Origin of the sequence: Hyphomicrobium sp. 99 (assembly GCF_000384335.2) — a bacterium.
In the GTDB taxonomy this organism is placed as follows: Bacteria; Pseudomonadota; Alphaproteobacteria; order Rhizobiales; family Hyphomicrobiaceae; genus Hyphomicrobium_B.
The window spans coordinates 3,570,625-3,597,132 of record NZ_KQ031382.1; the positions used below are offsets into that span (position 1 = coordinate 3,570,625).

Consider the following 26,508-nt stretch of genomic DNA (forward strand, 5'->3'; position numbering starts at 1 on the left):
AATAGGGGGTATTACGTTCGTGCATCCCCATGAACTTATCCGTCCCAGATCACGAAGCAACCGGGCTAACCTCGCCCGACCGCCCGAGTGATCCCGGCGAATTCGCCATTGGAATTGAAGTTTTCGCCGGCCTCGAAACCGAGGGCCTTGTTCAAGGCCACGCGGGCGCGATTGACGCGGCTCTTGACCGTTCCCACGGCGGCGTTGGTAATCTCCGCGGCCTCTTCGTACGAGAAGCCTTCTGCGCCGACGAGAAGCAAAACTTCCTTCTGGTCATCGCTCAAGACGCCGAAAGCCTTCTTGAAATCGACGAGATCCATATGGACGTGTTGCTCGGGAAGAACCGACATCCGCTCTGCCATAGCCCCATCGGCATCCTCGACCTCGCGGCGGCGTTTCCGAAGTTCGGAAAAATAGGTGTTGCGGAGGATCGTAAAGAGCCAGGCCTTCAGGTTGGAGCCTTTTTCAAAGCCCTCCAGATTGGACCAAGCCTTGACGAGCGTGTCCTGCACGAGATCGTCTGCACGCGTCGGATCTCCGCAAAGCGAATTCGCGAATGCGCGGAGATTGGGAACGGCCCCGATCAAAAGAGCTTGCAGGTCGTCGTCACTTTTCGTCACGACTGTCCTCCTTACTCTCCTCCTCGCGACTCTGCTCCTCGCGCTGCTTTAACTTTTGAAGCAGCGCAACGAACCGATCCGGAACTGGCTCGTTAATGAGTTCTATATAGGCTTCCCTCAAACGCTGACCTATCTGACCCTGAAGCTCCACCGGTAACGGTGCCTGCATAGTCGCTGAATCCCCTCGTTTGGGATCACTGCCTGTGCCCATCTTGCAAAGACCCTATTGACGGATTCCGTAAGTACTTGTGTGCACACCGGGTTCCGGGCGAACCTTCCCTGACGTAAATGCGCAGGGTTCGAAAAAGTTCCAGAACTTCCGGTTAACTTGTATTTCGGGCGGCGCGCGCCCTTGCCTGCAGCCTAGCCGGAAAGACCGACCAAGGCGCTGGTTATTTATCGATAAAATGAAAAAACGACCCCGAAACGTGCCCTCGGCGGCTGCCGCCCCCCGAAAGCGTCTCGCCGTCCGAATTCTGCATTGTAAAGAGGGGTTCATCAGGCGAGGCGAGAATGCTCGCATAGTGGAATTCGTGCCCGGTCAAAAGCTCCCCGGCTCCCCCTAGCGGACAGGGTGCCAGGAGCTCTGCCCGCCGATACCCGAGGTTCATCTTCCGCTTCGCGAACGATGTTTCGAGCCCCAGAAGCCCCGTCATCTGATGACGGTGGCCCCCCGCATCGACGAGGCCGGCCCCAAGTGCCATGTACCCGCCGCACTCCCCATGAACCGGCCGGGACCGGGCAAACGCGGTAATACCCGACTTGAAGCGATCGGCATTCGACAAGGCGCCCGCATGAAGCTCCGGATAGCCGCCAGGCAACCAAACGAGGTCGGCCCCGGGATCCGGCGCTTCATCCGCAAGCGGCGAGAACGGAATGATTTCGGCACCGGCCGCGCGCCAGCCTTCGAGAAGATGCGGATAGACGAACGAGAATGCGGCGTCCCTCGCGAGCGCTATCCGCTGCGCAGGGGGTTTGACTTTCGTACGCCCTCCCACCTCCACCGATCCAGGTGTCGCAAGCCGGAGCAGACGCGCGACGTCCACATGCGTTTCGATGAAGTCCGCCAACGCGTCGAGCCGCGCGTTGATCTCCACCGTCTCCTCGGCTTGCACCAGACCCAAATGCCGTTCCGGGAGCACGACGCTGTTTTCCCGCGGCAACGCGCCAATGACGGAAAGTCCGGCGGCCTCCAGCGCCTCCGATGCAAAGCGTACGTGGCGCGGACTTCCCACGCGATTGAGAACGACCCCAGCGATCGTCACGCCTTCGCGGAACCCCTGAAAACCCCGCGCGGCGGCAGCGGCTGTTTGCGATTGGCCGGAGACATCGAGCACGAGAATGATGGGCCAGCCCGTCTTCGCGGCGAGGTCGGCGCTCGCGCCGTTGCCCCATGCCCCCGCCTTGGAAACGCCGTCGAAGAGCCCCATCAACGCTTCGCAAATAACGACATCCGCTCCACGCGACGAATGCGTGAGGATATCGGCCGCGCGATCCCAGCGCATCGCCCAGCTATCGATGTTGTAGGACGGTCGAGCCGCCGCCACGGCATGAAACGCCGGATCGATGTAATCCGGCCCGCATTTGAATGGCTGCACCGCGAGCCCGCGTCTTACGAGCGCCCGAAGCAGACCGAGCGTCACAGTCGTCTTCCCTGAACCCGAACGCGGAGCTGCGATCATCAATCCTGGCGGCAACGTCACTGCTTCAGGCATGGTCAGCCGCCTATTTTAACCGCCGCGGAAACGGCGGCGATAATCGACGCTATAGAGAGCGCTTTCGCGGAAATCGTCACGTCCGAGCACCTCGCCCACCAAAATCAGCGCCGTGCGCTCCGGCCCCGCCTCAGCAGTTTGTGCAGCGATGGTTTGCAGCGTGCCGCGAATGATCTGCTCTTCCGGCCACGTCGCGCGATAGACCACGGCCGCCGGGCAATCCGGTCCATAGAAGGGCAAAAGACGCCTGACGACATCTGCAATCGCGTGGATCGAAAGATGCACAGCGAGAGTCGCGCGGGTTGCGGCAAACGCTTCGAGTTGTTCGCTCTCAGGCATTGCCGAAGCACGACCCGATGTCCGTGTTAGCACCACGGATTGCGCAACCTCGGGAAGCGTCAGTTCGCGCGCCAGCACTGCCGACGCGGCGGCAAAGGCCGGCACGCCGGGCGTGATCGTATATTCGATGTTGAGCTGATCGAGACGGCGAAGCTGCTCGCCAAGGGCGCTCCAAATCGACAGGTCGCCGGAATGGAGCCGCGCCACATCCTTGCCCTCACCCGTCGCTTGCTCGATGCGTTGGACGATCTCATCGAGCGTCATCGGCGCCGTATCGACGATTTCAGCACCCTCCGGACAATGCGCCAACAGGGCCTGCGGAACCAATGAACCGGCGTAAAGGCAAACGGGACAACGCGCGATGAGATCGCGTCCGCGCACCGTGATGAGATCTGGGGCGCCAGGACCCGCACCGATGAAATGAACCGTCATTTTGACCGTCCTGTTCGGGGGGCCGATTCCGCCGCCGCGACCGTGATATTGCCGATGACGCGTCTCGGCATGACAAGTCGTGAACCCGGCCCCGCGCTGACCAATGCGGCAGCCTCAGCAATCGAGGTGACGCCAAACATAGACAAAGATCGCTCTGAACGCGTAACGCAGTCCCCACTTCTCTCGCGCAGCGCGATCAACATCAAGGGCCGATAGGAAACAGAGGCTTTCGATGCCGCTGCTTGGACGCGAGCCGCAAAGGTCGCGGTGGCGAGCGTCGCTACCTCATCGCACCCACCCGCATCGCGACGCGCCGCTTCGAGCGCCGCGAAAAAATCATCCGGATGGGCGGAGCTGTTCGCCCCCATGCCGATTGCAATCATGCGTCACCATAAGCCTTTGCGGAAACCCACTGCAAAACGGGCATTGCCGGGCGCCAGGCAGTCAGCTTCCCAACGGGCTCCGCACGTTCGATGCTCAATCGCGTCAACGTTCCACCGTGGCTCTGATAAGCCGCAAGCAAGGCAACCTCGGATTCAAGCGTGACCGCGTTGGCAACGATGCGCCCACCCGGCTTCAACGCATTCCAGCAAACCTCGATGACTTTTCCGCCGGCCGAACCGCAACCGATGAAAACCGCATCCGGCTGAGCGAGACCGCTCAACGCCTCGGGCGCGGCACCGTGGCGAATGTCGAGATGCGGCACACCGAGATTAACGGAATTTCGCACGGCCCTCGCAGCACGTTCTGCGTCACGCTCGATGCCAATCGCCGTGTTCGCCGGATGCGCCAGCAGCCATTCGATGCCGATCGACCCGCTTCCCGCGCCGACGTCCCAGAGCAACTGTCCGGCTCCCGGCTGCAGCGACGACAACGTCACCGCACGGACCTCACGCTTGGTCAGCTGTCCGTCGTTCTCGAAGTAATCATCGGGCAGCCCGGCGGTGTACGGAACCGGCATCGCGCCGGAACGCGCAACGACATCGACAGCAATGATATTCAGCGGATCGACAGCCGCAAAATCAAAATCTTTCGCTCGTACGTCTCTGATGCGCTCACGCGGTCCGCCAAGCGCTTCCATCACGAAGACTGTGCTGTCTCCAAACCCGGCATCGCTCAAAAGCGTCGCGACCTCGCGCGGCGTTTCACCATTGAGCGCGAGAGCCAAAATCCGCCTGCCGTGATGCAAGTGACGGCGGATCAGCGGCGTCAGCCCCTTCATGTTGAGCCCGAGCGTCGTCACGTCCTGCAGCGACCAGCCGAGCCGCGAAGCAGCCAGCGAAAACGTCGAAGGCGCAGGCAGAACCTGCATGTCCTCGATCGGTATCGACCGCGCGAGCGTCGCCCCCGCCCCAAACCAGAACGGATCGCCGGACGCGAGCACAACCACGGGCGTTCCGCGTCGCGCCAGGATCGTCGTAGCCGTTGCGTCGAGCGGCTTCGCCCACTCCATCTTCTCTCCCGGCGTATCGCCAGCGAGATCGAGATGACGCCTTCCGCCGACGACAAGCTCCGCCGCATCGAGCAACCTACAGGCTGCTGGAGACAACCCTGTTCGGCCGTCTTCGCCAATGCCGATGATGGACAACCAGCGTCCGCTCATGGCATTGGGCTCCGAGCATGATGGCAAAATCTGACAGACTGTTGCGTGTATTGCTCCTCGCTGGAACGACCGAGGCGGCGTCTCTCGCACGACGCTTGGCGGATGAGAAAATCGTCGCCGCAACACTGTCGCTCGCGGGCCGCACGGCCAATCCGATTGCGAGTCCCCTGCCCGTTCGCGTCGGCGGCTTCGGAGGCGTCGCGGGATTGTCTGGCTATCTGACAGCCGAGAATATCGATCTCGTCATAGATGCGACGCATCCGTTCGCGGCTCAAATGAGCGGAAACGCAATCGCCGCTGCCGCCGCGGTCGGCATCCCTTTGCTCGCAATCGAGCGGCCGCCGTGGACGCGAGCAGAAGGCGATGACTGGACCGAGTACGACAGCATCGAAGCCGCCATTGCTGGCCTGCCCGCGACGCCACAAGACGTCTTCTCCGGTCTCGGCCGCCAGGCAATCACCGCGCTGAGTAAAGCGCCACAGCATCGTTACGTCATCCGCGTCGTCGATGCGAGCGAACCACCCGCGAACCTTCCCCACGCGACGATCATCGCGGCGCGCGGACCGTTCCGAACGAAAGACGACATCGACCTTTTCAGCCGATGCGGCATCAGCCACGTGCTCGCCAAGAACGCCGGTGGAGATGCCGCCTATTCCAAGATCGAAGCCGCGCGCAAGCTCGGCATCAAAGTTCACATGGTTCGACGACCCGCGATCGCCCCGCGATCGACCGTGACATCCGTGGATGACGCGCTTGCCTGGATCAAAGCCCATCATCAACGTCGCTCCGAACGCGGCGTATAAACCCAAGCGCGCCCATCGCCAGACTTCACCTTACGCGTCGCCCGCGATCCGATGATGACAAGCGTGCGCATATCGCACAGCATATCTGGCGCGCTTCCGAGCGTCGCTACGTCGATCTCTTCGTCTGGCCTTCCGACAGCGCGCGCGAAGACGACAACCGTGTCGGCCGGAAGCACCCCACTCAAGATTTCAAACGCCTGCTTGATCTGCTGTGGACGCGCTTTCGATGCAGGGTTGTAGAGCGCGATGACGAAGTCCGCTTCGGCGGCGAGTCGCAATCGCTTCTCAATTGTCGTCCACGGCTTCAAATTGTCGGAAAGCGAAATTGCGCAAAAGTCATGCCCCAATGGCGCACCGACGCGCGCCGCCGCCGCGAGCATCGCCGTCACGCCGGGCTCGACGCGAATGTCGACGCCATCAGCCGACGCCGGATTGTTCTCGACCGCCTCGTACACTGCCGCCGCCATCGCGAAGACGCCCGGATCTCCGCCAGAAACCATAACGACGCGTTGGCCGCTTGCCGCAAGCGTCAACGCGCGCTCGGCCCTCACAAGCTCTTCGCGATTGTCGGAAGCTTCAAGAATCTGCCCGGGCCGCGCGGTGATGCGATTCACATAGGGCGTGTAGCCGAGAATGATATCCGCAGCCGCGACGGCCTCCGTCGCAGCAGGCGTGACCCAGCCTTCAGGACCGGGTCCAAGGCCGGCGATGACAAGTTGCCCTTTCATGCGATGCGCCGCCCACGGCCACCCGGCAGCAACACGATCGAAAAATAGGGAACCGCGCAATCGCCGAGGTCGGCTAGCGGAACGATCCGTTCGCCCGGCATCGTTCCGCGCTCGACATAAATCGCATCTTGAAAACGCCCCGCATCGGTCAGCGCTTCCTTGATCTTCTGCAAGTTGTGACCAACCTTCATGATGACGGCCGCGTCTGCGCCCTCGAGATGTTTCGCAAGAACCGCGCGATCCAGCGTTCCTGGCAGCACCGTCAATATGTCATCACCGTACGTGATCGGCGCCCGCGCCGCCGTCCAACAGCCAGACATGCCTGTGATGCCCGGTATCACAGTGACCGGATGCGCCGCCTTGATGCGATCGTACATATGCAGAAACGAGCCGTAGAAGAACGGATCGCCCTCGCAGAGAAGCGCCACGTCGCGCCCCTGACCGAGATGCCCCGCAATCGTCTCCGCGCATTGCGAATAAAATTCGCGGATAGCCGAGACATAACCGTCTTCACGAAAATCGATCTCGGTCGTCACCGGATAATCGAACGCCGTCTCAATAACGCTTTCGCAGATATGCGCGCTCGCAATCGTACGCGCGTGACCGGGTCTGCCACTCTTGCGGAAATGCGCGACCACTGGCGCTGCCCCGAGCACGCGCACCGCTTTCAGCGTCATGAGCTCGGGATCACCGGGCCCAAGACCGACACCAAATAGCGTTCCGGACTTGACCTCGTTCATTCGGCCTCACTCGCAAGCGCGTTGACGGCTGCTGCGGCCATGGCGCTACCGCCCTTGCGGCCGCGCACGATAGCGAACGGAACGCGCCCATCGCTAGCAAGCGCCTCTTTAGATTCAATGGCACCCACGAAACCGACCGGCATGCCGATGACCGCCGCGGGCTTCGGTGCCCCTGCGTTCATCATCTCGAGAAGCCGGAACAGCGCTGTCGGAGCGTTGCCGACGACGACAACGGAACCAGCGAGCTGCGGCCGCCAAAGCTCCATCGCAGCCGCCGTCCGCGTATTGCCGATTTCGGCGGCGATCTCCGGAACGCGCGGATCGCGAAGCGTGCAGACGACCGGATTTTTCGCCGGCAATCGTGCGCGCGTAATGCCGTCCGCGACCATCATTGAATCGCAGAGAATGGGCGCACCCTCTGCCAAGGCTGATGCAGCCCTTTGCGCAAAAGTGAGCGACATGATGATGTCGCGCGCGATTTCGACCATGCCGCAGGCATGAATGATCCGCACGGCGACACGCTCTTCCTCCGGCGAGAAACGCGCGAGATCCGCCTCGGCACGAATGATCGCAAACGAATGCGCATAGATCGCCGCGCCGTCTCGAATGTAGTCCTGAACCGTCATGATGCGGATTCCAAAATGAAGCGCGAAACAGCGTTGCCGATATCATCCGCCTCAACGTTTGCCAACGCGATCGGATCTCCCGGCCGGCCGCGGCGTATGAGATCATAGCGCCCCGCGTGAGCGACGAGCGTGAAATCCGCCGCCGACCGCCGCGCACACCCCTTCTCGCAACCGGAGACGTGAACCGAATAGCCGCTCAACGTACCGTTCAGCGCCTCGACCAATCGCCGCGCATCGGCACGCGTGTCCGTGGTCGCATTTCCGCATCCGGGGGATCCAGGACAAACGTCCATCTCCAAGCGAACGTCGTCGTTTGACGTGATCAATCCGGCATCATTGGCTGCTTGAAGAAGCCGTTTGGCGCTCGCGCACTCGCCGACTGCGAAAATGAGAATACGCTGCGAACCTGTGAAGACGTCCTCGAGCTTCACTCCCGCTGCGGATTGGCAGAGCCGCTCGATTTGACCGGCGGCTATGCGTCCAAACGGAAGCCCGATGCCAACTCCAAATACCCGATCGCCCCGCGCAAGCATTCCAGCGGGGGCGGAAACGGCTTCCGCTTTTGGAGACCGAGAAGACGCTTTCAATCCGGCCATCTCGAAAATCTCCGCGGCGCCAAACCGCGCGACGGCATCCTTCATTCGCCTAAGGGTCGCGTGCTCGGCCGCAAGATCGAGAAACGCCAGCGCAAGCCCGCGCGTCGCTTTAATCACCTCGTTCTCCGGCACGACGGCACAAAAATCTGCGGCTTCATCGAGGCCGATGACAAAGCGATCGGCCTCCGATGCCACCATGATATCGGCCGTCCGGCCGCCGACACGTAGCTCCGAATTGCCCGAAAAGCTAAATCCGAATTTTCCCGGAAGCGCCAACAGCCTAGCATCTTCGGCGAGCGCATCCTCGAACCGCGAAGCAAGATCGCGAACATTCCCACGATCGGGATCAACGCTGCACAGCGGATCGACGACGACATTGCGTACCGCCTCGATCGCGGCCGAAGTGTCGATCAAGTCCACGCTACGTAGCGCAGCAATCGCCGGTTCAAAGGTGTCCTCCGATACGCCGCGCAATTGCAAATTGCCGCGATTGGTAAGATCGATCTCACCCGACCCGAAACGCGCCGCCGTTTCCGCGATGGCCCTGAGTGTCGGAACCGAAAACGCCCCCGCACGCGGCCTGACGCGCACGAGCAGCCCGTCACCCGAGCACATCGGCCGAAGCGCGCCGGGACACCATCCTTTGATCAAATGAGCGGGCGCTGTCATTCCGCAGCCTCGCGCGGTTTGCGTGTTCCAGCTCCCAAATCGTTGCGGCGCGGCTGCCAAAGCCCACGCGAAATCGCCTCCGCGAAACGCCGGCGCATCGCGTCCATCGCCGCCGGATTTTCCCGTTCGATGAAGGCCGCGACCGCAGGATCGCCGAGGTACGCGTTGTAGAGCCGTTCGAAACCGCCATTATCGACAGCCGACGCAGTCGCGGCGAACGCGAACGCCGCATCGACACTTTGCGCCATCTCCGCTGCGCCACGAAAGCCGTGGCGCATCTGCCCTTCAATCCAGCGCGTATTGGCGGCGCGACCGTGAATGACGCGCGCGCATTCCTCTTGAAGCGTGCGGACGCGTGGCGTCTCCGGCGCAGCCGTATCGCCATGATAGAGCGCGACATCGCTGTTGCCGACCGCGGATGCAGCCGCAGCGAAGCCGCCTTCGTGGGCCGCGAAATCGCCGCCGGTCAGAAGATCGATCTCGCTATGGTCTTGGACGTGAACGAACGCATCAGCGGCCTTCACGCGATCCTTGAAATCTTCTCCCGCCTCGGCACCAGCCGCCTCATTGCGATAGCTGTGAGCCGAACTCTCGAGGTAAGCCCCGCCGAGGTCTTCGCGTTTCGACCAATCGCCGCGATCGATGTGCTGCATCACGCCTGAGCCGTAACTGCCATCGGCCGGGCCGAAAATGCGATCGATCCTCCCATTCTCGCCATGCGCCGAGCGCAACGGATTATCAGTCTCGTCTTCCGCTAAACCCGCAACAAGCGATACGGCGCTATCGAAAAGCGCGAGCTGTGCACCGAACATATCGCGAAAAAGCCCGGAAATGCGCAACGTCACGTCAACGCGCGGCCGGCCGAGTTCAGCCAACGCTTCCGTCTCGATACCAGTGACACGGTAGGAGCGATGATCCCAAACCGGCCGGACGCCGAGCAAAGCCAGCGCCGTCGCAAGCTCTTCCCCGCCCGTGCGCAGCGTTGCACTTCCCCAAAGGTCGAGCACGATAGCGCGCGGCCAATCACCGTGGTCGCCGACATATCGGTCGAGAATGGCCTTTGCCGCGCGCCGCCCGTTGGCCCAGGCGGTCGGTGTCGGAACGCTGCGCGGATCAACGCTATAGAGATTGCGCCCGGTCGGCAGAACGTCGGAGCGCCCGCGGCTCGGCGCACCCGCAGGCCCGGGCTCGATGAACTTTCCGTCGAGCGCGCGAACAATCGCATCGAGTTCGGTATCGTCGAGCACATGCAAACCGTCGCGGATCGCAAGCTCTTTCACATCGCAAAGAAACGCGTCGATGCGCATCAGCGCATCGGCGGGTGACATGCCGGCTTCGAGACCGCAGCGCTCCGCAATCCCGGCGCGAAAAGCGGCATCGACGATCTGTCCAGACAAAACCTTTCGCCGCCTCGGATCCAGTCCATCCGCAGACGAGAATTCATCGACGAGCTGTTCGAGATCGCTCAAATCTCCCGACAGTCCCGCCTCGATCATCGGCGGCGGACGGTGTCCGAGCGTCACGGCGGCAAGCCTGCGCTTTGCCTGCGCCGCTTCGCCCGGATCGTTGACGATGAACGGATAGATCATCGGCACCGGCCCGAGCAGTGCGCGTGGCGCGCAGGCTTCGCTTCCCGCAATGGCCTTGCCCGGCAGCCATTCGAGCGTGCCGTGCGCGCCGAGATGGATCAGCGCATCGATCTTCGCGACGTGTCTGAGCCAGAGATAGAACGCGACATAGCTATGCCGCGGCGGTGTGGAAGGATCGTGATACTGCGCCTTCCGGTCCTGAACCTGCCCACGCTCCGGCTGCAACCCGATCAGGAAATTTCCGAACTCCGCAGCTCGAAACGAAAAGGCGCCGTCGGCAGCAAAGCTGTCAGCCTCCGGTTCACCCCACGCCTCCGTAACGCTATCGCGGAAGGCATCGGGAAGCTGAGCAAAGGCCGCGCGATAATCTTCGAGCGACCACCGAACCGCCGGCGCATCGTCACCAAGTTGCCGAACGAGATCCTGCGAGCCCGCCGGACGAGCGGAAATCGCGTAACCTTCGTCAATCAATCGCGCCGCGATTTTGCAGGCGCTTTCGAGCCCATCGAGCCCGACGGCGTGCGCGATTTGATCCGGCCGTCCCGGATAAGTCGATAGCAGCAACGCGACGCGGCGCGTCTGCCGCGGCGACGTTCTCAGTTTCGCCCAGGCGCTCGCAAGGTCCGCGACGTGTTCGACGCCCGTCTCGTACGATGCATGCCGGAAAAGCGACATCCCGAGATCGCGACCGAGATCGTCCTCCTGCTTGAACGACACGACGCCTGCAAAAAGCCGCCCATCGAGTTCGGGTAGAACGACATGCATCGCGAGATCGGATGCGCCGAGCCCGCGCTGCGATTTCTCCCACGCAGCGCTCGATGAATTCGCGAGCGCGACTTGCAGAACCGCACAGTCGCATCGGTCGAGCGGAGAGCCCTCTGCGCCATCGCGAGCGGCAAACGCCGTTGCATTGATGACGACGCTCGGGCGCACCCGGGCGAGTTCGCTTACGAGCCACGCCGCCGCTTCCGGCGCCTTCAGGCTAGGCACGTACAAGGCAGTCGTCGAAAGGCCGCGATGATCGAGAGCATCAATCAGCGCGTCGATGGGTGCAACATCGCCCGCGAGCAAATGCGAGCGATAGAAAACGACAGCCGCTGCTCCACAATTGTCCGTCGAGGTCGCACTTTCGCGATAAATTCCATAAGTCGGTATGACGGACGGCTCAGCAATGCGCGCATCCTGTCCTTCGGCCCGGGATAACAGCCCCTGCAGCGCCGCGCGCGTATTCTCGACGCCGCCCTGATCGAGCAACGCTCCGAGACGCGTGAGATCCTCCGCTTCAATCGTGGAGAGCGCGGCAAGCCGAATGTCGGGACGGCCGTCGCCCGGCACGATGGCCAACGCAATCCCAAGCTCGCGGCAGCGCTTGCCGATCTGCTCGCCGCCATAGCGCCAGTAATCGAGGCCACCGAGCAACCGGATCAGAACGGCCTTCGTGCCTTTGAGCGTCGTATCCGCAAAGAGATCGACCGACATCGGATGGCGCAGCGCATTGAGATTGGCGACGCGGAGGCTCGGCCGTTCACCGGCCGCAACCGAACGGAACGCCGCTGCCGTCATCGCCAAATCGGAATCGGAGAACGAAAGAAAAATGATATCGGCGGGCGCAAGTCCGAGATCCTGAGGCGCGGCGGCCTCATCGAGATCTCGGCTCTCGCGAACGACGATGTGCATTAGGCTGCGCCTGTCAGTGTCCTGGTGATGCTCTCGCGGTCGAGCCCCTTCTGACCGATGACGACGAGCTTTCCAACGCGCGCCTCGCCGTCTCGCCAAGCGCGCTCGTACCGCGTATCGACGCGTTCACCCACACCCTGCAACAAGAGCCGCATCGGCTTGCCATCGATCGCAGCGAAGCCCTTTATGCGTAGCACGTCGTGCGCATTCGCAATCGCCTTCGCGCGCGTCGCAAGATCGGCGGGCGACGCGACAGCTGGCACTTCGACAATGAACGTTTCGAAATCGTCGTGATCGTGATCCGGCTCGTTGTCGTGATGCGACGGACGGGCGGCGAGATCGTTCTCGGCGGCCGCCGAAAGCCCCAGCAGCACGCTCGCGGGCACACGGCCCTCGCGCGTCGCCACGATTTTGATGGCGCGGGGAACGCCGCTTCGGATCTCTTCAATGATCTGGTCCGCCTCTTCGGCCGACATGAGATCAGTCTTGTTCAACACAACGAGATCGGCGCAGAGAAGCTGATCCTCGTAGACCTCCTCCAGCGGATTTTCATGATCGACGGAGGGGTCGGCCTCGCGCTGCGCCGCGACCTTCACCGGATCATCGGCGAACCGGCCGGCCTTGACGGCCGGACCATCGACCACGGTCACGACGCCGTCGACCGTCACGCGATTGCGGATATCCGGCCATTCGAACGCTTTGACCAGCGGCTTCGGCAATGCGAGGCCCGACGTCTCGACGATGATGTGCTCGGGCGGCGGATTAAGCGATAACAAAGCTTCGAGCGTCGGCACGAAATCGTCTGCGACCGTGCAGCAAAGGCAACCGTTCGTCAGCTCGACGATGTTCTCTTCGGGGCAATTCTCGATACCGCACGAACGAAGAATGGCGCCATCGACACCGACATCGCCGAATTCATTGACAATCAATGCCAGACGGCGGCCTTCGGCATTCTCGATCGCGTGCCGCACGAGCGTCGTCTTACCAGCGCCGAGAAAACCCGTGACGATGGTGACAGGCACCTTGCGCGCGCTCATTGAAAGAACTCCGAGGACATGTGGACGCCGGCGCGCGGATACTGCCGGGACGCGAAAGCTTCCATGTGAGCCTCCGCAATGAATTCACGCGCATGTTGGGATGGCGCGCAATGGCGTGCGCGAAGCATTCTGAAGTGCATGTTAACCTTTCTCGCCCCACCGGCGACGGTCTGAATAATTTTCTAAGACGGCAGGTCTCCTGGCTCGCGGGTCTCAGCGTCTGGCGACCTTCCCGGGTATTGCCCAGTGGTCATATCGCCAGCGCTCACCGCTTACAGTTGCGGGGGCAGCTGCGGAGTAAATACCGCATTCCCTTAGAACCCTCTTGCGAGGGACCGTCCTCACCATCGATAAGTGAGCGACTATGCTTCGTCAATCGCCATCGCGTACCCGAAACCGCCCGAAAGCTGCCCATGCCGACGACATCCTTGCCGCAGCTGACATTGGTCCTCGGAGGGGCGCGCTCCGGCAAAAGCCTGTATGCCGAACGGCTTGTGACGAGCCTCCCCGGACCTTGGGCCTACATCGCCACGGCCGAAGCCTTTGACGGGGAGATGACCGAGCGGATCAAAGGGCATCAAAGCCGCCGGAGCAGCGGCTGGGTTCAGCACGAAACGCCTCTCGACATCGCCGACACCCTGGCGAACCGGACATCTGAGCTGCCGTCCCTCGTCGATTGCTTGACCTTGTGGGTTTCGAACTTGATGCACGCGGAACGTTCCATTCCCGATGCCACCGAGGAGTTGATCTCAGCTCTCTCAAAGCGGATCGCGCCTTGCGTCATTGTTTCGAACGAGGTGGGTCTCGGCATCGTGCCGGAGAACGCGCTCGCCCGCGCGTTTCGCGATGAGGCCGGACGCCTCAACCAGAAAATCGCAGCGGTCGCGGACAAAGTTGTTTTTGTCGCTGCTGGCCTGCCGCTGACTTTGAAAGGCTGACGAAAGGTGACCAGCGATCCGACGATCGACGAGGCCGAACGCCATAAGGCCAAGATGGCAAAGCGCAAAGCCGTGCAAGATGCCGAGGTCGCCTCGAAGGCGATCGAGAAAGGCGTCCTCCTCGTCCACACCGGCCCCGGAAAGGGCAAGTCGACGGCCGCGTTCGGATTGGTCTTGCGCGCACTCGGACACGGCTGGCGCGTCGGCGTCGTGCAATTCATCAAGGGCGCGTGGGCAACAGGCGAACGCGACGCACTTCGCATGTTTGGGGACCAGGTCTCCTGGCACACGATGGGCGAAGGCTTCACGTGGGAAACCCAGGATAAAGCGCGCGATATCGCGGCGGCAGAGCGCGCCTGGGCGAAGGCGAAAGAGCTGATGGCCGATCCGTCCATCCGCCTTCTCATCCTCGACGAACTCAACATCGCGCTTCGTTACGACTACCTTCCGCTTGACGACGTCATCGAAACGCTCCGCGCGCGCCGGGCGGATCTCCACGTCGTCGTAACGGGCCGCAACGCCAAACCGGAATTGATCGCGATCGCCGATGGCGTGACCGAAATGGCCGCCGTGAAACATCACTTCGCGGCTGGCATCAAAGCGCAGGAAGGCATCGAGTTCTAATGCCAGCGCGCGCCCTGATGTTTTCAGGCACAGGCTCGGATGTCGGCAAATCGCTGATGGTGGCGGGCCTTTGTCGCCTCCTCGCAAACCGCGGCATCCGCGTCCTACCGTTCAAGCCGCAGAACATGTCGAACAACGCCGCCGTGACAGCCGATGGCGGTGAGATCGGCCGCGCGCAAGCACTTCAGGCACGCGCCGCCCGTGTCGCGCCGTCAGTGCACATGAACCCGGTCCTTCTCAAACCCGAAAGCGAAACGGGCGCCCAGATCGTCGTGCAAGGCAAGATGATCGGCTCTGCGAGAGCCCGCGAGTTCCAAGCGAAAAAACCCGAGCTTCTACCGGCGGTTCTCGAAAGCTTCGGCCGTCTGAAAGCGGATGCCGATATCGTTCTCGTCGAAGGCGCAGGCAGCGCCTCGGAGATCAATCTCCGGAAAAACGACATTGCGAACCTTGGTTTCTCACGCGCGGCGGGAGTGCCGGTGATTCTGATCGGCGACATCGATCGCGGTGGCGTCATCGCCAGTATCGTTGGAACCGAGCGCGTTCTCGATCCGGACGATGCGGCAATGATCCGAGGATTCATTGTCAACAAGATGCGCGGAGACGCCACGCTCTTCGCCGACGGCATGGCGGCGATTGCGAAGATGACGGGATGGGCGCCTCTCGGCCTCGTGCCATTCTTCAACGACGCGCGAAAGCTTCCCGCTGAGGACGCCCTCGCCCTGCGCGATCTCGCGAAAGCATCGAAATCGAACGCGGGCGTAAAGCTCCGCATCGCGGTGCCGGTACTGCCGCGCATTTCGAATTTCGACGACCTCGATCCGTTACGCGGCGAGCCGAGCATCGCCGTGAATATGATCGAACCCGGCCGCCCCATTCCGGCGGATGCGGACCTCATCCTCCTCCCCGGCTCGAAAGCGACAATCGATGATCTAGCGGCACTCCGCGCCGAAGGCTGGGATATCGATATCAAAGCTCACGTACGTCGCGGCGGCCGCGTCCTCGGACTTTGCGGCGGCTATCAGATGCTAGGGAAGCGCATTTCCGATCCTGCCGGCATCGAGGGCCCGCGGCGGACCGTCGAAGGCCTAGGTCTGCTCGACGTCGAGACGGAATTCGGAACCGAGAAAACGCTCGCAGCCGTCACGGGAACGCTCAACGCAAAAGGGGCACCCTTTCAAGGCTATGAAATGCACGTCGGCCGAACCTCGGGGCCAGACACAGCGCGCCCGATCCTGACATTCGCCGATGGCCGGAGAGACGGAGCAACATCACCGGACGGCCGCGTCGCCGGATGCTATGTCCACGGAATTTTCGCCTCCGACGCGGCGCGCGCGGCTATTCTTGGAACCTTCGGCGTCGAAGCATCCAGCAACAGCTACGAAGCCGAAATCGATGATATTCTCGATAGCTTCGCCGAGCATCTCGCCCGGCATGTAGCGATCGACGATCTTCTCAGCCTCGCAAAATGAAGGCGAAGAGCAGCAGCGTCGTAATCATGATGCCCCACGCAATCGTCGCCAACCGAAGCGCCGAGTAAATATCGTCCGCTGTCAGTTCGCGGCGGCCATTGCCCATATAGGCATCCTCGACGCGCACATCGCCATAAACTTTCGGACCGTTGAGCTTGAACCCCAGCGCTCCCGCCATCGCGCTTTCCGCCCAACCGGCATTGGGTGACCGATGTTTCGAAGCATCTCGAGACATCGCCTCGAGCGCGCTGGCCGGCGATGCGCCCGGGATGAAGAGAGCCGCAGCGGCGAACATCAATCCGGTCAGCCGCGACGCCGGCAGATTGACGAGATCGTCGAGCCGCGCCGCCGCCCATCCGAACGCCTCATGCCGCTTCGTCCGATGACCAATCATGCTGTCGGCCGTGTTGATCGCCTTGTAAACGGCGAGACCCGGCAGCCCGAAAAAGGCGAACCAGAACACCGGCGCGACGATGCCGTCGGACGCATTCTCGGCGAGGCTTTCAATCGCGGCGCGCGCGACTCCATGTTCGTCGAGCGTCTGCGGATTGCGCCCGACAATGCGACCGACCGCGAGCCGCGCCCCTGCGAGTCCGTCCTCGTCGAGCGCGCGAGCGACAGCGGCCACATGGTCGTAAAGACTTCGACTTGCAATCAACGTCGAAGCCAGTATCGCGATGAAAATAGCGCCGATCGCACTATGCGCAGCCACACGCTCGACCAACCAGGCGAGAGCGCCGACCGTCAAGACGATGATCGCCAAGGCCAGGACGCCCGACATGCGCCGCGCAGCTTCGCTCTCGCTTTCCCTGTTAAGCCAACGATCGAGCGCGGCAATGAGAGCGCCGATCCAGGACACGGGATGGCCGATGCGCTGATAAATCCAATCCGGATAGCCAACGGCCGCTTCGAGCGCTAGCGCAGCGACGACAACCAGGAGGGTGTGTGTCTCAGTCACAGCAATTGCACGGAATGGGGGCGAGCGAGATGAGCACCGCAGTCGATATCAAGATTGCTCCGGCAAAACGCCGTGAGCTGCCGCGATCTGTTCTGCCCGCTCCGCCGCATCTCGCGCCGTTGCATAACGCAAAGCCTCCCCGAGCATCACAAGCACCGGCCCATCCGGATGCGCCGCATCGAGTGCCGCGGCAATGGCTCCGATGGTCGAGACGAAAACGCGCTCGTCCGGGCGTGTTGCATTGGCGACCGCGATGGCCGGTGTTTTCGGGTCGAGCCCGTGCACCAGCGCAATCTCAGTAAGTTCCGCGAGCGTCCGCTTCGGCATGTAGATAACGGTCGTCGCCGCGCTGTCGGCTACGGCGCTCCAATCGATATCCTTGGGCAGCATCCCGCGACGGTCATGGGCGGTAATGAACTGCAAACGGCGCGCATGATCGCGGTTGGTGAGCGACACCTTGAGATTGGCCGCTGCGCCTTGGGCGGAGGTCACCCCCGGCACGACGCTGATCGCAATGCCCGCCGCCTCACACGCTTCGATCTCCTCCCCGGCGCGCCCGAAGATCAACGGATCGCCCGACTTGAGACGAACGACTTTGAGACCCTCGCGCGCCAGCGATACCATTTGCGCATTGATGTCGGGTTGCTTGCACGACTTGCGATAGCCGCGCTTGCCGACATCGATCAGCCGCGCCCCCGGACGGACGAGATCGAGGATCGGCTTGGCGACAAGATCGTCGAAGAGCACCGCGTCAGCGGATTGCAGCGCGAAAAGCGCCTTGATCGTCAAAAGCTCCGGATCACCCGGCCCGGAGCCGACGAGCGTAACTGAGCCCGGTCGTGTTGGCTTTGCAGGTCGCGCGTCTTTCGCTTCATTCGAAAGCGGCGCGTTACCGGCTGTAAAATACCGTGTCTCGAAAGGCGTCCGCTCCTGCCATCCATGCCGCTCGAGCTCGGGATCAAGATGTTCTTCTTCGGGCCAGCCGAGCAGGAGATAGCCGACGAGCTTCCAATCGGGGGGCGCTCCAAGGGTCTTGGAGACCTGAGCCGGATCGACGATCGACACCCAACCAAGGCCTAGGCCTGCTTCCCGCGCGGCAAGCCAAAGCACCGTCACCATGCACGCGCAGGAATGGTCGAGCGTCTCCGGCATCGTATGCCGTCCGAGCCCATGCCCCTGCAGCACGCCCTGGTCGCAAAAAACCGCGAGATGCACGGGCGCGGCTTTCAAGCCCGCGAGCTTCAACCGATAATAGAGATCGGCCTGGTCGCCGCTATAGCCCTCGCCGGCATGGATCCGCGCCGCTTCGAAATTGCCTACGATCTCGGCCCGCAATTCGGAGGACGGCACGTTGACGATCCGCCACGGCTGACTGTTGCCGACCGACGGCGCCAAATCGGCGAGCCGCAAAAGCCGCTCGACCAACGCATCAGGAACAGCATCCGTCTTGAAACGACGTACATCGCGTCGCCAGCGGACGAGTTGCTCCAGCGTCGCCCGCCCTTCCGCGTTCGGATTGTCATCGTCGGTGTTGCGAAAAGTCATTTGCGAAAATGGTTCGGTCAGAATGGCGGAAGCACTACGATCTATATCATCATTTGGCGCCCGGCGAGCAAGCACCAGTTCTACTCCCGCCGAGGTACGGCCCAGGGGTTAAGAGATCCCGATTTTCCTGAAATCCGGCCTGTTTCTCCGGGCCTTCAGCCCGCGGTCGCCTTCGATTCGCGACACCCCTCACAAAGGGTGGTCACGCTCTCATCCGGTTTCCGGATTGGAAATCCACACTGCGAGCAGAGAGTGTGATGCCCCTGACGGACACCGTGCTCAAGCGCGACCCGCTCGTCAAAAACGAAGCACTCTCCGCGCCAGAGGCTTTCTTCCGGCGGCACCTTTTCCAGATACCGCAGGATGCCGCCGTTGAGCTGGTAGACGTTCGGAAAACCCTCGCGAAGCAGAAAGGCACTCGCCTTCTCGCAGCGGATGCCGCCTGTGCAGAACATTGCGATCCGACGTTTTGGATCGCTGGCGAGCGTGCGCTTCACATAATCCGGAAACTCGTTGAAGGCGCGCGTCTCGGGATTGTGCGCACCCTCGAATGTCCCGACCTGAAATTCGTAATCGTTGCGCGTATCGATCACGAGAACATCGGGCTCTGAGATCAGCGCATTCCACGCATCGGGCTCAACGAACGTACCCGTCGCGACCGCTGGCTGGGCGTCGGGAACGCCGAAGGTGACGATCTCCCGCTTGATCTTTACCTTGAGGCGCTGAAACGGGTGGTCACCGGCTTCCGAGTACTTCACCTCGAGATCGGAAAACCGCGCATCGGATACAATTGTCGCGATGAGCGCATCGATGTCGCCACTCGCTCCCGAAACGGTGGCGTTGATACCCTCGCGGGCAATCAGAATCGTGCCCTTGATCGCATGCGCCAGACACACCTCACGGAGACTCGTCTGAAGCTCCGCGGGATCGTCTATCGGGACGAATTTGTAGAAGGCAGCGACTTTTACCGTCACGCGCGTTTGGCTTTCATGAAGTGACCAGGGATGAACAAATCAGCGGCCGTCGGCCGCACTCAAGTCCACGCTGGTTCCAATACGGCCCCGGCACCTGAAGAGCAAGACGCGGCAATTTGGCTATGCTCTCCGGCGCACGAAAAACGCGGGCGGTCCTTCGAAAGCCGGGAATGCCCGACCTCGACAACGGCTAGCTAGCACCTAACCTGCACCGCATAGGCGCGAGACTGATCTCCGAGCAGAAACGTTCCGCTCGTAATGACAGTCTCGCCGACCACTTGCGGGGCTTCACACTGGTCTTTCAAAGCCGATAACGCTGTTCTGTCTCGGGTCTCTTTGTCGTTCGGGTCGTATCCCGAACTCTGCGCGGCCGGAATGGAGACGACAAAATCATAGTCCGGAGACTGCGCGCGCGTCACGCTGATGGCGTTTGAATTCTGTAGCCCCGGCTTCTCGGTTGCCGCGCACGCCGTCAATGCCATCGAGGCGAAAAGGGCAACGAAAACGGCAGTATTGCTTCCAAACATAGAACGCTCAACTTCTCGCAGGCGGCACTCCTACAGTGACCTTCGTTACGAAATTCATATTATAAGCTTGTATCCATCCTGAAATGAGGACTAGCCCTCAAATGTTGGCGATGACGTGCCGGACGTACGCCGCATAAGCGCTCTTCCCCAAGCGGCTAAGCCATGGCTCCAGAGCCGAGGGCGAAATGAACCCCATGCGCACCGCAATTTCTTCGGGGCATGAAATTTTAAGTCCCTGACGCCGCTCGATCGTCGCGATGTAGTCGCTCGCATCCTTCAGACTGTCGAAAGTACCGGTATCGAGCCACGCAAAGCCTCGCCCCATTTTCTCGATGTGGAGCGAACCAAGGTTGAGGTACATTTCATTCAGCGTCGTGATCTCGAGTTCGCCTCGCGCCGAAGGTTTGACTTGTGACGCCAATTCGACGACGCGCTCGTCGTAAAAATAAAGGCCCGTGACCGCCCAATTCGATTTTGGGCTTTGCGGCTTTTCATCGATCGCTTTCGCACGGCCGCTTTGGTCAAAAGTCACGACGCCGTAGCGTTCGGGATCAGCGACTTCGTAGGCAAAAACCGTCGCGCCGTCCGCGCGGTTGGCCGCGCTTCGAAGCAGCTCGCCGAAACCGTGACCGTAAAAGATGTTGTCGCCCAGCACGAGCGCACACCGATCGCTGCCAATGAAATCGCGTCCGATGACGAAGGCCTGCGCGAGACCTTCCGGTTCCGGCTGCACGGCATAGCTCAATCGCAACCCGAATTGCTCGCCGGTTCCGAGAAGATTTTCGAAAAGCGCTTGATCGTGCGGCGTCGTGATGATCAGAATGTCTCGAATTCCCGCGAGCATCAGCGTCGACAGCGGATAATAGATCATCGGCTTATCGTAGACGGGAAGCAGCTGCTTCGAGATGGTGAGCGTAAGCGGATAAAGCCGCGTCCCGCTTCCACCTGCAAGAATGATCCCCTTTAGCGTGCTCATGCGAATTTCCCGCCAATCTGTTGCGAACGCTCGGCAGCCACACGATGGGGAGAACCCGCGAGCCGGTCGAGACAATCGGAAAGTGCTTCCCTCCAGGGCCGAAGCTGAAAGCCCGTGACGTCGCGGAGCTTGTCCGTAGAGAGCACCGAATAGGCCGGCCGCTCAGCCTTCGTCGGATAATCCTTGGTGCCGATCGGTAGCACAGCGACCTCGCTTCCGCCCCTCTGAGCCGCACCTTCGAGAATGGCTTTGGCAAAGCCGAACCACGTCGTCTCACCGTGGTTCACGGTATGAAAGGTCCCGAAAATCCGCGGATCCGGCGACTGTGCGCTTGCAAGCGGAAGAACCTTGCGGACCAGCTCTGCCAGATCCAACGCATGCGTTGGATTTCCGCACTGATCGTCAACGACTTTGATTTCTCGGCGCTCCTTGCTCAACCGCAACATGGTCTTCGCAAAGTTGCCTCCAAACGGACTGAAAATCCAAGCCGTACGGAGAATGATATGCTTCGGATTGGCGGCGGCAACGCGAACCTCGCCCTCTTGTTTGCTACGCCCGTAGACCCCGATGGGCGACACGGGATCTGTCTCGACGTAGGGCGTACGTTTGCTCCCGTCGAAGACATAATCAGTCGAGAAATGAATGATCGCGGCATCGATCTCGGCCGCAGCTTTGGCGGCCGCCTCCGCACCGGCGGCGTTGACAGCGTAAGCAATCTCGGGTTCGTCCTCGGCCCTGTCGACGGCCGTGTAGGCAGCGGCGTTCACAACGACCTTGGGCCGGGCTGCCAGAATGGCGCGCCTCACGGATTCGGGATCCAAGAGATCGATCTCCGGCCGCCCGCAGGCAAAAACGCGATTGTCTTCGGCGCGCAACGCCTCAAGGAGAGAGCTGCTGACCTGACCACTTTTACCGATGATGAACGTGCTGCAAGGGACGTCGGTCACACGACCCGCTCCGCCAATGCGCCGTCTTCCGGTGGCGGAGTTTGAAGCAACCCCAGCCGCGTTCCAGAATAAACTTTATCGCGAAGCGGCCGCCACCACCACTCATTGAGCAAATACCATTCGACGGTCGCCGCAATGCCGGTATCGAAGGTGTTCTCAGGTCGCCACCCAAGCTCGGTCTCGATTTTGGAAGGATCGATCGCATAGCGCCTGTCGTGTCCCGGACGATCGGGTACAAACGTAATGAGGCTCCGACGCGAGTCACCATTCGGCCGAAGGGTATCGAGAACGTCGCAGATCCTCTCGACCACCGAAATGTTCTCCATCGGCGCTCTTCCGCCGATATTGTACGTTTCACCCACGCGGCCTCTTTCCAGAACCATCGTAAGGGCTTTCACGTGGTCCTCGACGTAAAGCCAGTCCCGGACATTCCGACCGTCGCCGTAAACCGGCAAAGGCCGCTTCTCCAGCGCATTCAATAGGACAAGAGGAATGAGCTTCTCGGGGAAATGATACGGACCATAATTGTTCGAGCAATTCGTTATCAGCGCCGGCAGTCCGTACGTTTCGCGCCACGCGCTCACGAGATGGTCGGAAGAAGCCTTGCTCGCCGAATACGGTGATCGCGGATCGTAGGCCGTACTCTCGACAAAGAAGCCGCCGTCGTCGAGACTGCCGTAAACCTCGTCAGTCGAGACGTGCAGAAACCTGAAGCTCTTCCGCTGCTCCCCGGTCAGGCCATCCCAGTAATGCCGGCTCGCCTCGAGGAGAACGTGAGTTCCAAGAACGTTTGTTTTGATAAACTCTGCGGAAGACGTGATGGATCGATCAACATGGCTCTCTGCAGCGAGGTGCATCACCGCATCAGGTTGAAAGTCTGCGAAAGTGCGAGCCATCGCATCCGGCTCGCAAATGTCGGCAAGGACAAACCGGTAATTCTTCTTGTCGGTTACCGAAGCAAGGGACTGCAGATTTGCGGCATACGTGAGCTTATCGACATTGAGCACGTCCCAGCCACGATCCAGCACGAGGTGGCGTACGAGTGCCGATCCTATAAAACCGGCGCCCCCCGTGACGACGACTCTCATCCTTCCGCCCCCGCGTTTAAATGACGATCAGCCCATCCCCGCGATGTCTTTCAGCAAAGGAAGATTCGCATCCTTCTCCGATAAAATCACATCCCGCTCGCTAATCGGCCAGTCAATCCCCAGCTCCGGATCAGACCACAGTATGCCGCCTTCTGCCGCCGGAGCATAATGACTGGATACTTTGTAGACGAGCTCCGTCTCGGGTTCCAGAGTGCAGAATCCGTGCGCAAAACCGTTGGGTATATATATTTGGACGCCGTTCTCTGCCGATAATTCCACCGAAACGTGCCGCTTGTAAGTGGGCGATGATGGCCGAAGATCGACAGCAACGTCCAATATGCGGCCGCGGCTCACCCGAACGAGCTTGACCTGCGAATACGGCGAGGCCTGAAAATGCAAACCTCGAACAGTGCCAACCCTTGATGAGAGCGAAAAGTTATCCTGAACGAACACGTCTCTGATGCCGGCTTCTTCGAGTTCTTTTGCGTTGTAAAGCTCGGCAAAGACCCCTCGGGCATCATGAAACCGCTTCGGCGTGACGAGAAGAATGCCGGGAATTTCGAGTTCGGTAATTTGCACCACGTGAGTTCCAAGTGACGGCTGCGCCCATTTCGATGGGCCAAGACTGAGTGTCGTTCGCATGGCAGCTGCTACCGACACAACCCCTGAGGAGCCGAAGTACTCCACATCGCTCGCGACCATCCTCCACATGTGGTCCTCGGGCAACGCCGCTGACGTAAGGCCAGACATTGAGAGCAGTCAGCAAAGTCAGCGCGCCACGCGCCTCGAAAGCACGCGTTGAATCGCCCAAACTCGAATACGAAATAGCCGACAATTAGAATTGCCGGAGTCGATCGCAGAAGACGCCTCGGGTAACGGAATCCGCAGCGACTCCGCTATCATTCGCCTCTCGATGCAGGGACATCGTGAAGCATAGGCTCCCGAAGCAAAGAGCTTCGCAACTGCACCAATTTTGAACATCGTACATTATTGCTTGACTTCCCTTGCTCGCGTCGCAAACTTGCCGTGTTCGAGGCTGTACGCGCGGCTGGAACAGACAGAGGAGATGCACGGCGTTTCGTGCGACGAACTAACGGAAAGAATATCTCTACCAGATGTCCGTTAGCTATCTGATCAGCTCGTATAATAAGGCCGAATATCTCGCAGCAGTGCTGGAGAGCGTCGCTGCTGAACTCGCCGTAACTGGAGGCGAAGTCTTCATCATCGACGATGGATCGAAGGATGCGTCATGGTCCCTCATCCGGAAGTTCGCCGAAAGTGATCGTCGCATCAGCTGCCGCCGCCAAGAAAATCGCGGCATCTTCAATGTCACCAATCAGCTCATCGAATTTGCGACTAAGCCGTGGTTGCGGATCATCGATTGCGACGATCCTCTCATCGGCGGGTCGACTTCATTGATGGTGAAATTGGCTGAGGAGAATGGCGCCGACTACATCTTCGGCAAAACCTTGATGTACGGCCCTCAGCCGCTGACCGACGAGCAAGCCAAAAGCCACCAGCGCCATCCATCGAGCGTCACGATACTTTCCGATCCGCTCCGATATGCAATTAGAGACTATAACCACATACCAACTGCTGCCCTCATGCGGCGGCTGAGCATTCCATCTGCTCTTCGTCTCAACGAAAATCTGATTTCATGCCAGGATTTGGCCCTAGCGCTCCCCGTCTTCCAACAGGCACGCGTCGCCCGTATCGATGTAGCTGTCTGCCATCAGCTGGTTCGTAACTGCAAAAGATTATCTGCAAACGAAGCCCTCACCTACTTTCAAACGATCCAGATTCTCAAGGAGTTCGGCGCATCCAGGTTCGATGAGAACTACCGTTACTTGTCCGCGAGAAAGACAGTTTCGCGAGCTTTGAAGTGGATGCGGCACGAGAAACTCATCACCAGTGCTCCGCAATTGTACGCGCGGCTTCTGTTTCTCTACACGACGCTACTTGTATCCAACCCCACGAGATGGGAGTACTATCTCGACAGTGCAGCCGAGCCTTATGCCGGCTTCATTCCTGCAGATCGGCGCGTGTATTAATGCGCTAAACGGTTGACGTCACTTTCAGACGAATGCCCATCCAATAGAACGCCCGTCTTCGGCTTGAGATCGATATTATGCGCATATTGATGTTCTTGCCCCGGCACATGCGTTTCGGTCCAAGCAACGCATCGTCGATAGACCTGTGCGTTCGCGATCTCATCGCGGCGAGCCGCTACCGAGACACAACGACGGTTGTCTGCTGCGAGAACGAAACACTTTTCTCCGAAATCGACGTGATGACCTACTCACGTGCCGTCGACGATTCCCGGCGGCGCAAGGTCGCGTTTGCCGTGGACCAGGTTGCACGCACCGCGCCCGATCTGATCGTTGTGCAACAACATCTGCCGACCGCTGCGGCACTTGCATTGCGCACTCCTGTGCCGGTGGTTCTTCACAAGCACAACATGATCAAGCCCATCCCGAGCCGCGGTTTATGGAGTGCGATTAGGCGACGTCTCAAGCTCAATCAATATCGCTCGCTTGCCGGCATGATATTCGTGAGCGACATCTGCCGGAAGATGTTTGTGGAGGACTGGCCTGAGGTGCGCTTGCCATCTTCCATTGTCTATAACGGGCTGGACTTTTCACACTGGCAGCCATCGACGCCGAAGCTCGACGAAATCATTTGCGTTGGCCGCGCCGCTCCCGAAAAAGGTATCAAAGAAGCGGCGTTGGCGGTCGTAAGCGTTTTAAAGGAACAGCCCAGCTGGCGCGCGCGCTTCATTCTGAGCGAACCTGACCGTTTTCCAACCTATCTCGAGGAGGTTCTCGCGGTCATCCGGCCTATGGAAGACAGGGTAACCGTTTTGGTCGGCCAGCCCTTCGCCGTGGTGAAGGAACACTGTCAGAATGCGGCAATCGCGATCATTCCTTCCAAATGGAAAGAACCCTTCGGCCGCACAGCGCTTGAAGCCCACGCGGCAGGTTGTGCGGTCGTCAGCTCGGGCACCGGAGGATTATCCGAGATTGCCCCTGAGCAGACGCTACTGCTCCCTCCGAATTTCACAGCTGACCATATTGCAGAACTCTTGCGCAGGCTCGTCCTCGACCACGAGTTCCGAGTTCGATTAGCTTCGGCTGGACGGGACCACTGCGCCCAAAAATTTGCGCTCTCGGCAGTCGCCCGCGAGGCGGATGATTTCTACGAATTGGCGGTAGCACAACGTACGAGCGGCCTCGGCGCTGCACACGCGTTGGCACCTCAAGAGTCGGCGAGCGCCGGCTGATGCAT

26 protein-coding genes and 1 riboswitch are annotated in these 26,508 nt (G+C 60.7%); of the genes, 6 read left to right on the top strand and 20 right to left on the bottom strand.

The window, feature by feature from the left end:
- Positions 1–65 precede the first annotated feature (65 nt).
- The 6 genes from G359_RS17215 to G359_RS17240 form a co-directional block, all read right to left on the bottom strand.
- A complete protein-coding gene (locus G359_RS17215) occupies positions 66–620 on the bottom strand; it encodes a sigma-70 family RNA polymerase sigma factor (protein ID WP_045837114.1) in 555 nt (184 codons plus the stop codon).
- The gene (locus G359_RS21045; protein WP_045837115.1) at positions 607–831 is read right to left on the bottom strand and encodes a NepR family anti-sigma factor; all 225 of its coding nucleotides are present in this window, start codon (positions 829–831) and stop codon (positions 607–609) included. Before G359_RS21045 ends, G359_RS17215 begins: the two co-directional genes overlap by 14 nt.
- Before the next feature lie 181 nt (positions 832–1,012).
- Positions 1,013–2,335 carry a cobyrinate a,c-diamide synthase gene (locus tag G359_RS17225; RefSeq protein ID WP_045837116.1) on the bottom strand — a complete coding sequence of 441 codons (1,323 nt, stop codon included), beginning with the start codon at positions 2,333–2,335 and terminating at the stop codon, positions 1,013–1,015.
- 15 nt (positions 2,336–2,350) lie between these two features.
- Entirely contained in the window at positions 2,351–3,106 is a 756-nt protein-coding gene (cobM, locus tag G359_RS17230; protein WP_045837117.1) for a precorrin-4 C(11)-methyltransferase, read from the bottom strand.
- Positions 3,103–3,489: a cobalamin biosynthesis protein gene (locus G359_RS17235; protein ID WP_045837118.1), complete on the bottom strand. Its 387-nt coding sequence runs from the start codon at positions 3,487–3,489 to the stop codon at positions 3,103–3,105. The genes cobM and G359_RS17235 overlap by 4 nt, the downstream gene beginning before the upstream one ends.
- On the bottom strand, positions 3,486–4,709 hold the full coding sequence (locus G359_RS17240; RefSeq protein WP_045837119.1) for a bifunctional cobalt-precorrin-7 (C(5))-methyltransferase/cobalt-precorrin-6B (C(15))-methyltransferase: 1,224 nt from the start codon (positions 4,707–4,709) through the stop codon (positions 3,486–3,488). Before G359_RS17240 ends, G359_RS17235 begins: the two co-directional genes overlap by 4 nt.
- 17 nt (positions 4,710–4,726) lie before the next feature.
- On the opposite strand from G359_RS17240, the gene G359_RS17245 reads away from it, so the two are divergent.
- Positions 4,727–5,512: a cobalt-precorrin-6A reductase gene (locus tag G359_RS17245; protein ID WP_197077601.1), complete on the top strand. Its 786-nt coding sequence runs from the start codon at positions 4,727–4,729 to the stop codon at positions 5,510–5,512.
- Here the strand turns inward: G359_RS17245 and cobJ are convergent.
- From cobJ to cobW, 6 genes are read right to left on the bottom strand one after another with little or no spacing between them, the layout of a single operon-like run.
- Positions 5,485–6,240 (bottom strand): precorrin-3B C(17)-methyltransferase, encoded by a 756-nt coding sequence (gene cobJ, locus G359_RS17250; RefSeq protein WP_045837120.1) that lies wholly within the window; start codon positions 6,238–6,240, stop codon positions 5,485–5,487. The genes G359_RS17245 and cobJ overlap by 28 nt on opposite strands.
- Positions 6,237–6,980, bottom strand: a complete 744-nt coding sequence (locus tag G359_RS17255) for a precorrin-2 C(20)-methyltransferase (RefSeq protein WP_045837121.1) — start codon at positions 6,978–6,980, stop codon at positions 6,237–6,239. The genes cobJ and G359_RS17255 overlap by 4 nt, the downstream gene beginning before the upstream one ends.
- Positions 6,977–7,606, bottom strand: coding sequence for a precorrin-8X methylmutase (locus G359_RS17260; protein ID WP_045837122.1), 630 nt, complete (start codon positions 7,604–7,606; stop codon positions 6,977–6,979). The genes G359_RS17255 and G359_RS17260 overlap by 4 nt, the downstream gene beginning before the upstream one ends.
- Positions 7,603–8,871 (bottom strand): precorrin-3B synthase, encoded by a 1,269-nt coding sequence (cobG, locus tag G359_RS17265; protein ID WP_045837123.1) that lies wholly within the window; start codon positions 8,869–8,871, stop codon positions 7,603–7,605. The genes G359_RS17260 and cobG overlap by 4 nt, the downstream gene beginning before the upstream one ends.
- Complete coding sequence (gene cobN / locus G359_RS17270) at positions 8,868–12,137, bottom strand: cobaltochelatase subunit CobN (RefSeq protein WP_045837124.1); 3,270 nt, start codon at positions 12,135–12,137, stop codon at positions 8,868–8,870. The genes cobG and cobN overlap by 4 nt, the downstream gene beginning before the upstream one ends.
- Positions 12,137–13,174: a cobalamin biosynthesis protein CobW gene (cobW, locus tag G359_RS17275; protein ID WP_045837125.1), complete on the bottom strand. Its 1,038-nt coding sequence runs from the start codon at positions 13,172–13,174 to the stop codon at positions 12,137–12,139. Before cobW ends, cobN begins: the two co-directional genes overlap by 1 nt.
- Before the next feature lie 171 nt (positions 13,175–13,345).
- Positions 13,346–13,529: riboswitch (cobalamin riboswitch) on the bottom strand.
- Between the two features lie 58 nt (positions 13,530–13,587).
- On the opposite strand from cobW, the gene cobU reads away from it, so the two are divergent.
- The 3 genes from cobU to G359_RS17290 are packed head-to-tail and all read left to right on the top strand — an operon-like array spanning position 13,588 to position 16,208.
- Positions 13,588–14,112, top strand: coding sequence for a bifunctional adenosylcobinamide kinase/adenosylcobinamide-phosphate guanylyltransferase (cobU, locus tag G359_RS17280; RefSeq protein ID WP_045837126.1), 525 nt, complete (start codon positions 13,588–13,590; stop codon positions 14,110–14,112).
- A gap of 6 nt (positions 14,113–14,118) precedes the next feature.
- A complete protein-coding gene (gene cobO, locus G359_RS17285; RefSeq protein WP_082072989.1) occupies positions 14,119–14,736 on the top strand; it encodes a cob(I)yrinic acid a,c-diamide adenosyltransferase in 618 nt (205 codons plus the stop codon).
- A complete protein-coding gene (locus tag G359_RS17290) occupies positions 14,736–16,208 on the top strand; it encodes a cobyric acid synthase (protein WP_045837127.1) in 1,473 nt (490 codons plus the stop codon). The genes cobO and G359_RS17290 overlap by 1 nt, the downstream gene beginning before the upstream one ends.
- Here the strand turns inward: G359_RS17290 and cbiB are convergent.
- The 8 genes from cbiB to rfbC all read right to left on the bottom strand — a co-directional run bounded on the left by cbiB (position 16,192) and on the right by rfbC (position 23,973).
- Positions 16,192–17,166 carry an adenosylcobinamide-phosphate synthase CbiB gene (cbiB, locus tag G359_RS17295; protein ID WP_045837128.1) on the bottom strand — a complete coding sequence of 325 codons (975 nt, stop codon included), beginning with the start codon at positions 17,164–17,166 and terminating at the stop codon, positions 16,192–16,194. The two genes, G359_RS17290 and cbiB, sit on opposite strands and share 17 nt — an antisense overlap.
- Before the next feature lie 48 nt (positions 17,167–17,214).
- The gene (cobA, locus tag G359_RS17300) at positions 17,215–18,711 is read right to left on the bottom strand and encodes a uroporphyrinogen-III C-methyltransferase (protein WP_045837129.1); all 1,497 of its coding nucleotides are present in this window, start codon (positions 18,709–18,711) and stop codon (positions 17,215–17,217) included.
- Positions 18,712–18,866: 155 nt separating this feature from the next.
- Positions 18,867–19,685, bottom strand: a complete 819-nt coding sequence (locus G359_RS17305) for an oxygen-dependent tRNA uridine(34) hydroxylase TrhO (RefSeq protein WP_045837130.1) — start codon at positions 19,683–19,685, stop codon at positions 18,867–18,869.
- Positions 19,686–19,879: 194 nt separating this feature from the next.
- Entirely contained in the window at positions 19,880–20,212 is a 333-nt protein-coding gene (locus G359_RS17310) for a hypothetical protein (RefSeq protein WP_045837131.1), read from the bottom strand.
- Positions 20,213–20,309: 97 nt separating this feature from the next.
- A complete protein-coding gene (gene rfbA, locus G359_RS17315) occupies positions 20,310–21,188 on the bottom strand; it encodes a glucose-1-phosphate thymidylyltransferase RfbA (protein ID WP_045837132.1) in 879 nt (292 codons plus the stop codon).
- The gene (gene rfbD / locus G359_RS17320; protein ID WP_156150818.1) at positions 21,185–22,135 is read right to left on the bottom strand and encodes a dTDP-4-dehydrorhamnose reductase; all 951 of its coding nucleotides are present in this window, start codon (positions 22,133–22,135) and stop codon (positions 21,185–21,187) included. The genes rfbA and rfbD overlap by 4 nt, the downstream gene beginning before the upstream one ends.
- Positions 22,132–23,223, bottom strand: coding sequence for a dTDP-glucose 4,6-dehydratase (gene rfbB, locus G359_RS17325; protein WP_045837133.1), 1,092 nt, complete (start codon positions 23,221–23,223; stop codon positions 22,132–22,134). The genes rfbD and rfbB overlap by 4 nt, the downstream gene beginning before the upstream one ends.
- 27 nt (positions 23,224–23,250) lie before the next feature.
- On the bottom strand, positions 23,251–23,973 hold the full coding sequence (rfbC, locus tag G359_RS17330) for a dTDP-4-dehydrorhamnose 3,5-epimerase (RefSeq protein ID WP_371199079.1): 723 nt from the start codon (positions 23,971–23,973) through the stop codon (positions 23,251–23,253).
- Between the two features lie 365 nt (positions 23,974–24,338).
- On the opposite strand from rfbC, the gene G359_RS17335 reads away from it, so the two are divergent.
- A complete protein-coding gene (locus tag G359_RS17335; RefSeq protein WP_045837134.1) occupies positions 24,339–25,274 on the top strand; it encodes a glycosyltransferase family 2 protein in 936 nt (311 codons plus the stop codon).
- Between the two features lie 77 nt (positions 25,275–25,351).
- A complete protein-coding gene (locus G359_RS17340) occupies positions 25,352–26,503 on the top strand; it encodes a glycosyltransferase family 4 protein (protein WP_082072990.1) in 1,152 nt (383 codons plus the stop codon).
- Positions 26,504–26,508 lie beyond the last annotated feature (5 nt).

Coding starts and splice junctions, on each gene's coding strand:
- G359_RS17340 (WP_082072990.1), top strand. CDS start 25,352: ATGCGCATATTGATGTTCTTGCCCCGGCACATGCGTTTCGGTCCAAGC.
- G359_RS17225 (WP_045837116.1), bottom strand. CDS start 2,335: ATGCCTGAAGCAGTGACGTTGCCGCCAGGATTGATGATCGCAGCTCCG.
- G359_RS17255 (WP_045837121.1), bottom strand. CDS start 6,980: ATGAACGAGGTCAAGTCCGGAACGCTATTTGGTGTCGGTCTTGGGCCC.
- G359_RS17260 (WP_045837122.1), bottom strand. CDS start 7,606: ATGACGGTTCAGGACTACATTCGAGACGGCGCGGCGATCTATGCGCAT.
- cobU (WP_045837126.1), top strand. CDS start 13,588: ATGCCGACGACATCCTTGCCGCAGCTGACATTGGTCCTCGGAGGGGCG.
- cobM (WP_045837117.1), bottom strand. CDS start 3,106: ATGACGGTTCATTTCATCGGTGCGGGTCCTGGCGCCCCAGATCTCATC.
- G359_RS21045 (WP_045837115.1), bottom strand. CDS start 831: ATGGGCACAGGCAGTGATCCCAAACGAGGGGATTCAGCGACTATGCAG.
- G359_RS17235 (WP_045837118.1), bottom strand. CDS start 3,489: ATGATTGCAATCGGCATGGGGGCGAACAGCTCCGCCCATCCGGATGAT.
- cobN (WP_045837124.1), bottom strand. CDS start 12,137: ATGCACATCGTCGTTCGCGAGAGCCGAGATCTCGATGAGGCCGCCGCG.
- rfbA (WP_045837132.1), bottom strand. CDS start 21,188: ATGAGCACGCTAAAGGGGATCATTCTTGCAGGTGGAAGCGGGACGCGG.
- cobG (WP_045837123.1), bottom strand. CDS start 8,871: ATGACAGCGCCCGCTCATTTGATCAAAGGATGGTGTCCCGGCGCGCTT.
- cobJ (WP_045837120.1), bottom strand. CDS start 6,240: ATGAAAGGGCAACTTGTCATCGCCGGCCTTGGACCCGGTCCTGAAGGC.
- G359_RS17240 (WP_045837119.1), bottom strand. CDS start 4,709: ATGAGCGGACGCTGGTTGTCCATCATCGGCATTGGCGAAGACGGCCGA.
- cobA (WP_045837129.1), bottom strand. CDS start 18,711: ATGACTTTTCGCAACACCGACGATGACAATCCGAACGCGGAAGGGCGG.
- rfbC (WP_371199079.1), bottom strand. CDS start 23,973: ATGTCTGGCCTTACGTCAGCGGCGTTGCCCGAGGACCACATGTGGAGG.
- G359_RS17335 (WP_045837134.1), top strand. CDS start 24,339: ATGTCCGTTAGCTATCTGATCAGCTCGTATAATAAGGCCGAATATCTC.
- G359_RS17290 (WP_045837127.1), top strand. CDS start 14,736: ATGCCAGCGCGCGCCCTGATGTTTTCAGGCACAGGCTCGGATGTCGGC.
- rfbB (WP_045837133.1), bottom strand. CDS start 23,223: ATGAGAGTCGTCGTCACGGGGGGCGCCGGTTTTATAGGATCGGCACTC.
- cobW (WP_045837125.1), bottom strand. CDS start 13,174: ATGAGCGCGCGCAAGGTGCCTGTCACCATCGTCACGGGTTTTCTCGGC.
- G359_RS17310 (WP_045837131.1), bottom strand. CDS start 20,212: ATGTTTGGAAGCAATACTGCCGTTTTCGTTGCCCTTTTCGCCTCGATG.
- G359_RS17245 (WP_197077601.1), top strand. CDS start 4,727: ATGATGGCAAAATCTGACAGACTGTTGCGTGTATTGCTCCTCGCTGGA.